Origin of the sequence: Pseudonocardia sp. NPDC049154 (genome assembly GCF_040648315.1) — a bacterium.
Lineage (GTDB): Bacteria > Actinomycetota > Actinomycetes > Mycobacteriales > Pseudonocardiaceae > Pseudonocardia.
The window spans coordinates 53,663-65,064 of the sequence record NZ_JBEZDN010000032.1; the positions used below are offsets into that span (position 1 = coordinate 53,663).

An 11,402-nucleotide genomic window follows, 5' to 3' on the forward strand; every position below is an offset into this window, starting at 1 on the left:
CGTCCAAGTGGGCGGATCCGTTCAGGGGGAAGTCAGCTCTGATACACCCACATGTACTAGTTCTTGTGGGTGAGCGACGCCAGGTCCGTCAGCGCGTCGGCCGCCGAGGTCAACGACCCGAGCCGGCCGATCCGGGCCGGGAGGGCGGCGTCCGTCCAGCCCGGCCCTGCGGCAAACGAGCGGAACCGGGGCCGGGTACGGGGCAGCGCGGCGAAGACACCGGGCTCGGCGGTCCCCGGGTCCTGGGCCCAGAGCACCACCGCGGCCGGCGCGGTCCGCCGCACCGCGGCCACCAGGGCGTCGAGCGGCAGGTTGGGCCCCAGCGGCCGGTACGCCACGCGCCGCTCGGCCAGGACCGCCCCGAGCACGGCGAGCGGCAGGTGATGCCACTCCCCGGGCGCGCCGGCCAGCAGTACCGGGCGCGCGTCCGCCGCGGGCCGGGCCGCGGCCAGCGCCCGGGCCCCGTACACCGCGGTCACGGCCTCGCTGACCAGGTGCTCGATCTCGACCCCGGCGCCGGTCGACTCCCACCGCTCGGCGACCGCGCACAGCACGGGGCGGACGACGTCGTCCCAGGTCCGGGCGAGCCCGTCGGCCTCGATGCCCTCGTCGACCAGCCGGCGCACCGCGGGCGCGTCCATCGACAGCGCCGCCCGCCCGACGCCGCGGGCCCGCCGGCTCGCTCCGGGCAGCCGCAGCACCCGCCCGCCGACGCGCACGCGCGCGTCGAGGTCGAGCTCGTCGTCGGTGGGGTGACCGGCGAGGAGCAGCGGCCCGCCCTCCCCCGCCCCGGGCTCCGCGGTCCCCGTACCGGGCACGCCGACGGGCTGCCCGGTCCCCGTCTCCGGCAGCGTCGCGGCGAGGGCGTGCCGGGCGGCCTCGGCGGGCGTCGCCCCCTGGAGCAACGCCTGCTGCATCAGCTCGAGCCGGGCGATGTCGGCGGCGCCGTAGCGCCGGTGCGCCCCCGGGGTGTGCGCCGACGGGCCGAGGCCGTAGCGCCGGTCCCAGGTCCGCAGGGTCGCCGGTGCGACGCCGAGCCGCCGGGCGACGGCCGCCACCGTGAGCCGGGGGGTGTCGACGGCCCCGGACGGGGTATCCCGCATTCGGCCCTCCAGTGTGCCGTGCTCGTCCGCGTCGCCCCCCGCGCCCACGGCCCGCTCACCGCGCCCGGGCACGACGCGATCGGGTGCGTGCTCCGGCACCGGCTGCGTGGTCATCCGCTCATGGTCGGGGCTCTCCCCCGGCGGGGCAACCGCGACACGATTCCCCGAACTGGTCTCTTGAACAAGGTTTGGCGCGTTTCTATGCTGGGCACCTCGTTGCCGAGCAACGACTCTTCGCTTCGAACGGGTGGGTGATGACAATGGCGGACATCAGGCGGCTCCCGGGGCCGGTCTCCGACATCTGGGACTGGCAGATGCAGGGCTCCTGCCGCGGGATGGACAGCTCGTTCTTCTTCCATCCCGAGGGCGAGCGCGGCCCGGCGCGGACGAACCGCGAGCGGCGGGCCAAGGAGATCTGCGCGGCGTGCCCGGTGCTGGAGATGTGCCGGCGGCACGCGCTGGAGGTCCAGGAGCCGTACGGCGTGTGGGGCGGCCTCTCCGAGCACGAGCGGGAGGCGATCATCCGCGGCCGTGACCGCAGGCTCCGGATCGACGGCCCGAAGGGCGTGCAGCCGGCCTGAGGCCGACGGCCCGTCGAAGCGCCGGAGAACGCCGAAGGGCGGGTGGCCATCGCGGCCACCCGCCCCTCGTGTGCGGTACTACCGGGTCGGCACCCGGTCAGTGCCCGTGCCCGTGCCCGGCGGCGGCCGGGGCCGGCGGGGCCTCCTCGGGCTTGTCGACCACGGCGCTCTCGGTGGTGAGCACCATGCGCGCGATCGACGCGGCGTTGACCACGGCGTTGCGCGTGACCTTGACCGGGTCGACGACGCCGTCGGCCAGCAGGTCCGAGTAGGACAGCGTGGCGGCGTTGAAGCCCTGGCCCCACTCCTGCTCGGCGACCTTGGCGGTGACGACCGCGCCCTCGACGCCGCCGTTGGCGGCGATCCAGTACAGCGGGGCGGTCAGCGCGCGCCGGACGATGGCGACACCGGTGGCCTCGTCGCCCGTGAGCGTGAGCTCCTCGAGCGCGGCGGCGGCCTGGACCAGCGCCGAGCCACCACCGGGGACGATGCCCTCCTCGACCGCGGCGCGGGTCGCGGAGACGGCGTCCTCGATGCGGTGCTTGCGCTCCTTGAGGGCGGTCTCGGTGGCCGCACCGGCCTTGATGACCGCGACGCCGCCGGACAGCTTGGCCAGCCGCTCCTGCAGCTTCTCGCGGTCCCAGTCGGAGTCGGTGGTCTCGATCTCGCCCTTGATCTGGGCGATCCGGCCCTGGATGTCGTCCGCCTTGCCGGCGCCCTCGACGATCGTGGTGTTGTCCTTGCTCACCACGATCCGGCGGGCCCGGCCCAGCAGGTCCAGCCCGGCCTCGGACAGCTTGAGCCCGACCTCCGGGTTGATGACCGTGCCGCCGGTGGCGACGGCGAGGTCGTCCATGAAGGCCTTGCGGCGGTCGCCGAAGAACGGCGACTTGACCGCGGCGACCTTGACGGTCTTGCGGATCGAGTTGACGACCAGGGTCGACAGGGCCTCGCCCTCGACGTCCTCGGCGATGATCAGCAGGGGCTTGCCCTCGCCCAGCACCTTCTCCAGCAGCGGGAGCAGGTCCTGGATGGAGCTGATCTTGTCCCGGTGCAGGAGGATGTAGGTGTCCTCGAGGACGGCCTCCATGCTCTCCGCGTCGGTGACGAAGTACGGCGACAGGTAGCCCTTGTCGAACTGCAGGCCCTCGGTGATCTCCAGCTCGGTGGCGAGCGTGGAGCCCTCCTCGACCGTGATCACGCCGTCGTTGCCGACGGAGCCGATCGCGTCGGCGATCAGCCGGCCGATCTCCTCCTCGCGGGAGGCGATGGTGCCGACCTGCGCGATGTGCTCGGCGCCGTTGACCGGGATGGCCTTCTGCAGCAGCCACTCGGAGACCCGGTCCGCGGCGGCGGCGATGCCCTTGCCGAGGGCGGTCGGGTTGGCGCCGGCCGCCACGTTGCGCAGGCCCTCGCGCACCAGCGCCTGGGCGAGCACGGTGGCGGTGGTGGTGCCGTCGCCCGCGACGTCGTTCGTCTTGGTGGCGACGGTCTTGGCGAGCTGCGCCCCGAGGTTCTCGTACGGGTCCTCGAGGTCGATCTCGCGGGCGATGGTCACGCCGTCGTTGGTGACGGTCGGACCACCGAACTTCTTGTCGATGACGACGTGCCGGCCGCGCGGGCCGAGCGTCACCTTCACGGCGTCGGCGAGCTGGTTCACACCACGCTCGAGCGCACGCCGGGTGTCCTCGTCGAAGCTGATCTGCTTCGCCATCAATGCCTCTCTCGAAGGTCAGACGGAACCGCCCCGGGGCCCAGGCCTTGATCGGCGCTGCGCCGCCGGGGCGGGTTCACTTCACGCGGGAGTCGTCAGTTGACGACGGCGAGCACGTCGCGCGCGGAGAGGATCAGGTACTCCTCGCCGTTGTACTTGACCTCGGTGCCGCCGTACTTCGAGTAGATGACGACGTCGCCCACGGCCACGTCGAGCGGCACGCGGTTGCCGTTGTCGTCGATCCGACCCGGGCCGACCGCGAGGACCTTGCCCTCCTGCGGCTTCTCCTTGGCGGTGTCCGGGATGACGATGCCGGAGGCCGTGGTGGTCTCGGCCTCACTGGCCTGGACGACGATCTTGTCCTCGAGCGGCTTGATGTTCGCCACGATGACCTCCCCTTTCCTGGGGTGACTCACGAACTGTCCGTAGTACTGTCCACCGACAGCCGACCAGGGGCCCCGCCGTCGCGGGTGCCGGGGCGACCCGACCTGAACTGTGCGGTTGGCACTCTACCCACGAGAGTGCCAGCCGTTCAACGGGCCCGCCACCCGATCGCGGTCGTAGGCTCCGGATCCATGCCGACTGTGGGAGAACTCGAGGTCTCGCCCCTCTGTCTCGGGGCCAACGTCTTCGGCTGGACCGCCGACGCGCACGCCTCGTTCGCGGTGCTCGACGCGTTCGCCGAAGCCGGCGGCACGTTCGTCGACACCGCGGACTCGTACATGTTCCGGGTGCCCGGCAACAGCGGCGGCGAATCCGAGACGATCATCGGGAACTGGATGGCCGCGCGCGGGAACCGGGACGCGATGGTGGTCGCGACGAAGGTCGGCTCGCTGCCGCAGCGCGCCGGCCTGGGCGGGGAGAACATCAAGGCCGCCTGCGAGGACTCGCTGCGCCGGCTGCGCACCGACCGGATCGACCTGTACTACGCGCACAAGGACGACCCGGACACCGCGCAGGAGGAGACGCTCGACGCCTTCGACGCCCTGGTGAAGGAGGGCAAGGTGCGCCAGGTCGGGGCCTCGAACTTCTCCGCCGCGCGGCTGCGCTCGGCGCTGGAGATCTCCGACCGGGACGGGCTGGTGCGCTACACGGCGCTGCAGCCGCACTACAACCTCATGGAGCGCGCAGAGTTCGAGTCCTCGCTGCAGGACCTGCTGCGCTCCGAGGGGATCGCCTGCCTGCCGTACTACGCGCTGGCCAAGGGCTTCCTCACCGGCAAGTACCGCGGCGAGCGGGTCGACAGCGTGCGGGCCGAGGGCGCCTCGGCGTACCTCGAGGACCCGCGCGGGCGGGCGGTGCTGGCGGTGCTCGACGAGATCGCCGCCGGCCACGAGGTCCCGGTCCCCGCCGTCGCGCTCGCCTGGCTGGCCGCGCAGGACACGGTCGCCGCGCCGATCGCGTCGGCCCGCACCGTGGAGCAGCTGCAGAACCTGCTGCCGATGCTCACCCTCCGGCTCACCGACGACGAGCTGCGTCTCCTCTCCCACGTGAGCTCCTGACCCGCGGGTGGACGACCGTCGGAAGATCTTCGGCGGTCGTCCGTTCCGCTACCCTTGCCCACCGTGACCACCGCTGCCGACCGGGTGTCCCGCCGCCAGGTCGACAAGGTCGAGGAGCGCCGCCGCCAGCTCGCCGACGGCGCGCTGCAGACGCTGTCGGAGCGCGGCTACGCCCGCACCAGCCTGCGGGAGATCGCGCAGAACACCGAGTTCAGCCACGGCACGCTGCACTACTTCCGCGACAAGGTCGAGCTGATCATGTACTGCGTGCGCCGGTACAAGGCCGTGTGCGTGCAGCGGTACGACGCGGTCGTCACCGACTCGTCGACCCCGGAGGGGCTCGCCCGGAACTTCGCCGACGGGCTCGCCGCCACCTGCCGGGACGACGCCCTGATGCACCGGCTCTGGTACGACCTGCGCTCCCAGTCGTTGTTCGAGGAGTCGTTCCGGCCGGACGTCGCCGAGATCGACGAGAGCCTCGAGCGGATGATCTGGCGGATCGTCGCGCGGTACGCCGAGCTCGCGGGCCGGGAGCCCGCGTGCAGCTCGGCGATGGCCTACGCGACCTTCGGCGGGCTGTTCCAGCAGGCCCTGCTCCGCCACCTCGCCGGCTCCGAGCTCGCCCTCGACGACCTGCGCGCCGGCGCCCGCCACCTCCTCGGCCACGTCGTCTGCGGGTAGCGGCTCCGCCGCCCGTGCGCGGTAAGTGGTGCTCTGGCACCACTTACCGCGCACGGCGGCGTCAGCCGGCGCCAGGCGCAGACCGAGCAGCCCGACGGCCACGGCGATGCCCACCGAGATCCCGAGCGCCGCGTGCAGGCCGGCCGCCAGGTCGCCGGCGGCGAGCGCGCCGAACAGAGCCACGCCCAACACGCTGCGGAAGATCAGCGCGTAGAACGCGCCGTTGACCAGCAGCCCGATGGCCGACGCCGGCGCGAACACCGGCCGCCGGAACAGCTCGAGCGGCAGCATCGGCGCGGCGCTGCGGCTCTCGACGGCGACGACCGCGAGCCCGGCCGCCCAGCAGCGGGCCCGCGGACAACGCGACGCTCGCCCCCGCCGCCCAGATCCCGACGGCCCCGGCGCGGGCGGCCGGCGCCGGGTGCGCGTGCGCGACCAGGGCCAGCGAGCAGGGCACCAGGACCGCCGCGCCCACGCCCTGCACGGCCCGCGCGGCGATCAGCGTGCCCAGCCCCGGCGCCAGCCCGCAGGCCACCGACGCCGGCGTGAACAGCACGAACCCGCCGGCGAAGAGGCGCCGGGCGCCGATCCGGTCCCCGACCGCGCCGGCGGTCAGGATCAGCGCGGCGAAGGTGACGGTGTAGGCGTTGACCACCCACTGCCCGCCGGCGACACCCCGCCCAGCGCCCGCCCGATCGGCTCCACGGCGACGTTCACCGCGGTCACGTCCAGCTGCACCACACCGAAGCCGAGCGACGCGGCGATGAGGGTCCACGGTCCGGTTCGCAGGCCCGTCGGCACGCCGCCGACGCTAGGCACGGATCACTTCGACGCTCGTCGAACCATTCCGGCCCTAGCCTCGGTGCCATGCCCGGGGACGCCGACATCGCCGCGGTCGGCGCGCTGCTCGGCGACGAGCGCCGCTGCCGCATCCTGCTCGCCCTCGACGACGGCCGCGCCCTGCCCGCGAGCCGGCTCGCCGCCGAGGCGGGAGTGAGCGCTGCGACCGCCAGCAGCCACCTGGGCAAGCTGCGCGAGGGCGGGCTCGTCACCGTGGAGGCGCACGGCCGGCACCGCTTCTACCGGCTCGCGAGCCCGCACGTCGGGCGGCTGCTCGAGGCGATGGTCGCGCTGGCACCACCGCGGCCGGTCACCTCGCTGCGCGAGGGCACCCGCGCCCGGGCGCTGCGCCGGGCCCGGACCTGCTACGACCACCTCGCCGGCGAGCTGGGCGTGGGGATCATGCGGCACCTGATCGACGCCCGCCTGCTCACCGGCGGCGACGGGCACCGCGATCCTGCCGATCCGCCCGTCGGGTTCGGGCAGGACGTCGACTACCGCTTCACCGCCGACGGCGACGCCTGGCTGGACGACTTCGGCGTCCGCCTGGCCCCCGGCCGTCGCACGGTCCGCTACTGCGTCGACTGGACCGAGCAGGCCCACCACCTGTCCGGCGCGGCGGGCGCGGGGATCCTGGCCCGGCTCGTCGAGCTGGACTGGGTGCGGCGCGCGCCGAAGGACCGCGCCGTCACGGTGACGGACGCGGGCCAGGAGGGGTTGGCCCGCACCTTCGGTGCCTGTGAGCGGTAAGTGGTGCTCCACCACCACTTACCGCTCACGGGCGGCGTCAGCCGCGGACGAGGACCTCGGTGACCTGCAGGCTCGAGTTGGCGGGGAGGTCGAGCTCGGAGGGGGTGGCGCCGGTGTGGGCCAGGTGGGCGCCGAGCGCGGCGACCATCGCCCCGTTGTCCGTGCAGAGGACCGGGCGCGGGACGCGCAGCCGCAGGCCGGCCGCGGTGCACCGCTCCTCGGCCATCTCCCGCAGCCGCGAGTTGGCCGCCACCCCGCCGCCGAGCAGCACGGTGTCCATGCCGTACTCCTGCGCGGCCTTGACGGTCTTCATCGTGAGGACGTCCGTCACCGCCTCCTGGAACGACGCCGCGACGTCCGCGACCGGGATCGGCGTCCCCGCCCGCTCCAGCGCCTCGACGTGCCGGGCCACGGCGGTCTTGAGCCCGGAGAACGAGAAGTCGTACTTCGCGTCCCGCGGCCCGGTGAGCCCGCGGGGGAAGTGGATCGCGGCCGGGTCGCCGTCGCGCGCGGCCTTGTCGATCCACGGGCCGCCGGGGAAGGGCAGCCCGAGCAGCCGGGCGACCTTGTCGAAGGCCTCGCCGGCGGCGTCGTCGATCGTGGCGCCGAGCGGGGTGACCGGTCCGGCGAGGTCCGGCACCGCGAGCAGGCTGGAGTGCCCGCCGGAGACGAGCAGCGCGAGCGCCGGCGGCAGCGGCCCGTGCTGCACGGTGTCGACGGCGACGTGCGCGGCCAGGTGGTTCACCCCGAACAGCGGGACCTCCCACGCCGCCGCGTAGGCCTTGGCCGCCGCGACCCCGACGAGCAGCGCCCCGGCGAGCCCGGGACCTGCGGTGACGGCCACGGCGTCGACGTCCGCGCCCTTCAGCCCGGCCGTCTCCAGTGCCCGGTGCACGGCGGGGACCATCGCCTGCAGGTGCGCCCGGGACGCCACCTCCGGGACCACACCGCCGAACCGGGCGTGCTCCTCGACGCTCGACGCGATCTCGTTGGCCAGCAGCTCGGCGACCCCCGCGTCGGACATCCGCACGATCCCCACGCCGGTCTCGTCACAGGAGGTCTCGATACCGAGAACGATCGTCACCGGGGGTTCCTCTTCATCGTGTAGGCGTCGGCCCCGCTGGGCCGGTAGTACCGCTTCCGCAGCCCGACGACGGCGAACCCGGTCCGCCCGTAGAGCCCGATGGCGGGCTCGTTGTCCGTCCGGACCTCGAGGAACACGGTCGCGTGCAGCTCGTCGGCGACCTGCAGCAGCGCGTCGAGCAGCCGGCGGCCGATGCCGCGGCCCTGGTGGGCCGGGTCGACGCCGATGGTGTGCACCTCGGCCTCGGCCTGCGGCGGGCCCGCGGTGACGCCGAGCCCGGCGTAGCCGACGAGCTCGCCGTCGAGCCGTGCGGCGAAGTACGGCAGGCCGCGGGAGACCTCGTCGCGGAAGGACTGGGCGCTCCACGGGTCGTCGCCCGGGAAGAGGATCTTCTCCAGCTCGGCGCAGCGCGGCGCGTCGGCCCGGTACAGGGGGCCGATCGTGACGGTCCCGGTGTCGCTCACGTGTGCACCTTCTTCCGCTCCCCGGGTGGGACGGCGTCGGGTCGGCGCAGGTAGAGGGGCTCGAGCGGGCCGGGGTCGCGGCCGGAGTCCAGGGCCGGGGCGGCCGCCGCGACGAGGCCGGCGGGCGTCGGGCTCGCCGGCTCGCGCACGGGCAGGCCGAACCGGTCGGCCATCGTGCCGGCCGCGGCGACCAGGTGCAGCCCGTCGAGCCGCTCGGCCACCGAGTCGGGGCCCTCGACGGTCGGGCCGGTCAGCCGGGCGCCCTCGGCCTCGTAGGCCGCCCAGTACACCTCGCGGCGCCGCGCGTCCGTGGCGACCAGCAGGTTCCCGGTGAGCTTCCCGGGCAGCACGACGGCCTGGGCGATCGCGTCGAGCGAGCAGACGCCGTGCACCGGGACATCGAGCGCATCGCCGAGCGAGGCGGCGGTGACCATGCCGACCCGCAGGCCGGTGAAGGGCCCCGGACCGGCCCCGACGACGATCGCCTCCACGTCGCGCAACCGGATCCCGGCGTCGGCGCAGGCGCCCTGCACGCCGGGCATCAGCAGCTCGCCGTGCTTGCGGGCGTCGTGTGCGACGCGCACGCCGAGCTCGGCGACGCGAGCGCCGGGGCCGTCGGTCAGCCGCACGACACCGGCGGTGACGGCGGGCGTGGCGGTGTCCAGGGCCAGCACGAGCACGTCACCGAGCCTACGAGCGTCGTTCTCAGCAGCCGTCCTCGGGCCAGCCTGTGCCCGTCTCCTCCGGGTCGGCGGTGCAGTCCGGCGTGCACAGGTGTGCGCACGGCCGGCCCGGCGGGTGCGGCGGGGCGGGCGGGAGCGGCGGGAACGGATCGGGGCTCATGCGTCTCCTCCTCGGGTCGCGCCGAGCCTGCGCGCCGGCGCTGTCACGGCGCTGGCGCCGGGCGTCGCCGCGCTGCCATCGCCGTGCCAGCGCGGGCCCCGACCGTTCCGTCCCGTTCACCGAGCACAGGAGGAGACATGGACGGCAACGGGTTCGAGGAGCGCGTGCTCGCCTTCGCGCAGAAGGTCGGCACGGACCAGTCGGTGGCGCTGGGGGCGGCGCTGGCGTACGTCGGCGACCGGCTCGGCCTCTGGGCGGCGCTCGCCGGCAGCGGCCCGGTGACCGCCGCCGAGCTGGCGGAGCGCACCGGCCTGGCCGAGCGGTACCTGCGGGAGTGGCTGGCCGCGGAGACCGCGGCTGGGTACCTCGACCACGACGCGGGCCGGTTCACGCTGCCGCCCGATCGGGCCGCTGTCCTGGCCGACGACGACTCCCCGGCCGCAATGGCGGGCGGGTTCGAGTTCGCGGCCGCGCTGTGGGCCGGCACCGACCGGCTCGGGGAGGCCTTCCGCACCGGTGCCGGGATCGCCTGGGGCGACCAGGACGGGCGGCTGGCAGGCGCGGTCGACCACTGCTTCCGCGCCGACTACCGCAGCGAGCTGCTGACCACGTGGCTGCCCGCGCTCGACGGCGTGGTCGACCGGCTCCGCGCGGGCGCCCGCGTGCTCGACGTCGGCTGCGGCTTCGGCAGCGCCACCGCGCTGATCGCCGAGGCCTTCCCGGCCAGCACCGTGCACGGGGTCGACCCGCACGAGCCCTCGGTGCGCGCGGCGGAGAAGGCCGCGTCCGGGCGGGCGACGTTCGCCGTCGGCGGGGCGACCGACTACCCGGCCGACGGCTGGGACCTCGTCTGCTTCTTCGACGCCCTGCACGACATGGGCGACCCGGTCGGTGCCGCCCGGCACGCCCGGGAGGCGCTCGCGCCCGGCGGGATCGTGCTGCTCGTCGAGCCCGGCGCCGGCGACGCCCTCGACGAGAACCTGAACCCGGTCGGCCTGACCTACTACGCCGCGTCCACGGCGTTCTGCGTCCCGGGTGCGCTCGCGCAGGCGGGCACGGCGCTCGGTGCGCAGGCCGGGGCCGCGCAGCTCATGGCGGTCCTGGAGGAGGCCGGGTTCACGCAGGTCAGGGTGGCCGTCCGCGACCCGTTCCACCTCGTTGTCGAGGCCCGGCCCTGACGAGCGACGGTCCGGCCGCGGCAGGCTCGCCGGCGAGGTGCCGGTCCAGTGCCCGGCGGGCCACCTCGAGCGCCTCGGCCCGCCGGGGCCCGGGCGCCGGGGTCACGGCCGACGCGGCCGCGGGCGGGAGGTCCGACGGGGCCGCCGGCGGGCGGGGCGGGGCGTCCGGGGCGGCGTCGGCGGCGGCGTCGAGCAGCGCGGCGGGCCCGTCGTCGTCGAGCAGCCGGAGCAGGTCGGCGAGGTTGCGCAGGGTGACCCACAGCTGCGTCCACTGGCCCGTGGCCACCCAGCGGTCGACGACCACGCGGTAGCCGCGCAGGGCGTCGGCGACCCGGCCCGCCGCGGCCCGCGCGGAGAGCAGGCCGACCGAGGCGATCCCGGTGACGAAGGTCGAGCCGGCGGTGCGCGCCAGGTCGAGCGCGGCCAGGTAGTGCGGTTCGGCGCGGTCGACCTCGCCCGCGGCGTTCGCGATCTCCCCGGCGACGTACTCCGCGAAGGCCCGGCCCGTCGGCGAGGTCGCCGCTGCGGTCGTGCGCGTCTGCAGCTCGCGGGCCCGGTCGAGGTCACCGGCGTAGGCCGCGGCGAGCGCGGTGACCCCGAGGTTCATCGCGGGCCGCGCCGACACCGCCGCTGCGGCGGCCCCGTGCTCGGCGACCTCGTCG

Annotated in this window: 14 protein-coding genes; 5 read left to right on the forward strand and 9 right to left on the reverse strand. The window is 74.9% G+C overall.

Annotated features, from left to right (window positions below):
- Positions 1-56: 56 nt before the first annotated feature.
- Positions 57-1,217, reverse strand: a complete 1,161-nt coding sequence (locus AB0B41_RS17845) for a MerR family transcriptional regulator (RefSeq protein ID WP_358204332.1) — start codon at positions 1,215-1,217, stop codon at positions 57-59.
- 146 nt (positions 1,218-1,363) lie between these two features.
- On the opposite strand from AB0B41_RS17845, the gene AB0B41_RS17850 reads away from it, so the two are divergent.
- Positions 1,364-1,684 (forward strand): WhiB family transcriptional regulator, encoded by a 321-nt coding sequence (locus AB0B41_RS17850; protein WP_358204335.1) that lies wholly within the window; start codon positions 1,364-1,366, stop codon positions 1,682-1,684.
- Between the two features lie 97 nt (positions 1,685-1,781).
- Here the strand turns inward: AB0B41_RS17850 and groL are convergent, their stop codons facing one another.
- Together groL and groES are read right to left on the reverse strand one after the other, a co-directional pair.
- A complete protein-coding gene (gene groL, locus AB0B41_RS17855; RefSeq protein WP_358204337.1) occupies positions 1,782-3,398 on the reverse strand; it encodes a chaperonin GroEL in 1,617 nt (538 codons plus the stop codon).
- Positions 3,399-3,493: 95 nt separating this feature from the next.
- A complete protein-coding gene (gene groES / locus AB0B41_RS17860; protein ID WP_093077482.1) occupies positions 3,494-3,787 on the reverse strand; it encodes a co-chaperone GroES in 294 nt (97 codons plus the stop codon).
- A gap of 186 nt (positions 3,788-3,973) precedes the next feature.
- Between groES and AB0B41_RS17865 the strand changes: the two genes are divergently transcribed.
- On the forward strand, positions 3,974-4,900 hold the full coding sequence (locus AB0B41_RS17865; protein ID WP_358204339.1) for an aldo/keto reductase: 927 nt from the start codon (positions 3,974-3,976) through the stop codon (positions 4,898-4,900).
- Positions 4,901-4,963: 63 nt separating this feature from the next.
- Entirely contained in the window at positions 4,964-5,581 is a 618-nt protein-coding gene (locus AB0B41_RS17870) for a TetR/AcrR family transcriptional regulator (RefSeq protein WP_358204342.1), read from the forward strand.
- A 61-nt stretch (positions 5,582-5,642) separates the two neighbouring features.
- Here the strand turns inward: AB0B41_RS17870 and AB0B41_RS17875 are convergent, their stop codons facing one another.
- The gene (locus tag AB0B41_RS17875; protein ID WP_358204344.1) at positions 5,643-6,356 is read right to left on the reverse strand and encodes an MFS transporter; all 714 of its coding nucleotides are present in this window, start codon (positions 6,354-6,356) and stop codon (positions 5,643-5,645) included.
- A gap of 92 nt (positions 6,357-6,448) precedes the next feature.
- Here AB0B41_RS17875 and AB0B41_RS17880 point away from each other — a divergent pair, with 92 nt between their 5' ends.
- Positions 6,449-7,171, forward strand: a complete 723-nt coding sequence (locus AB0B41_RS17880; protein ID WP_358204346.1) for a metalloregulator ArsR/SmtB family transcription factor — start codon at positions 6,449-6,451, stop codon at positions 7,169-7,171.
- A gap of 37 nt (positions 7,172-7,208) precedes the next feature.
- On the opposite strand, the gene tsaD is transcribed toward AB0B41_RS17880, so the two are convergent.
- The 4 genes from tsaD to AB0B41_RS17900 are packed head-to-tail and all read right to left on the reverse strand — an operon-like array spanning position 7,209 to position 9,562.
- Positions 7,209-8,255, reverse strand: a complete 1,047-nt coding sequence (gene tsaD / locus AB0B41_RS17885) for a tRNA (adenosine(37)-N6)-threonylcarbamoyltransferase complex transferase subunit TsaD (RefSeq protein ID WP_358204369.1) — start codon at positions 8,253-8,255, stop codon at positions 7,209-7,211.
- Entirely contained in the window at positions 8,252-8,719 is a 468-nt protein-coding gene (gene rimI, locus AB0B41_RS17890; RefSeq protein ID WP_358204372.1) for a ribosomal protein S18-alanine N-acetyltransferase, read from the reverse strand. Before rimI ends, tsaD begins: the two co-directional genes overlap by 4 nt.
- On the reverse strand, positions 8,716-9,399 hold the full coding sequence (gene tsaB, locus AB0B41_RS17895; protein WP_358204374.1) for a tRNA (adenosine(37)-N6)-threonylcarbamoyltransferase complex dimerization subunit type 1 TsaB: 684 nt from the start codon (positions 9,397-9,399) through the stop codon (positions 8,716-8,718). The genes rimI and tsaB overlap by 4 nt, the downstream gene beginning before the upstream one ends.
- A gap of 25 nt (positions 9,400-9,424) precedes the next feature.
- A complete protein-coding gene (locus tag AB0B41_RS17900) occupies positions 9,425-9,562 on the reverse strand; it encodes a hypothetical protein (protein ID WP_358204376.1) in 138 nt (45 codons plus the stop codon).
- Between the two features lie 137 nt (positions 9,563-9,699).
- Here AB0B41_RS17900 and AB0B41_RS17905 point away from each other — a divergent pair, with 137 nt between their 5' ends.
- On the forward strand, positions 9,700-10,740 hold the full coding sequence (locus tag AB0B41_RS17905) for a class I SAM-dependent methyltransferase (protein WP_358204378.1): 1,041 nt from the start codon (positions 9,700-9,702) through the stop codon (positions 10,738-10,740).
- On the opposite strand, the gene AB0B41_RS17910 is transcribed toward AB0B41_RS17905, so the two are convergent.
- The coding region (locus tag AB0B41_RS17910; RefSeq protein ID WP_358204381.1) for a hypothetical protein at positions 10,688-11,402 on the reverse strand (715 nt) is incomplete at its 5' end. The two genes, AB0B41_RS17905 and AB0B41_RS17910, sit on opposite strands and share 53 nt — an antisense overlap.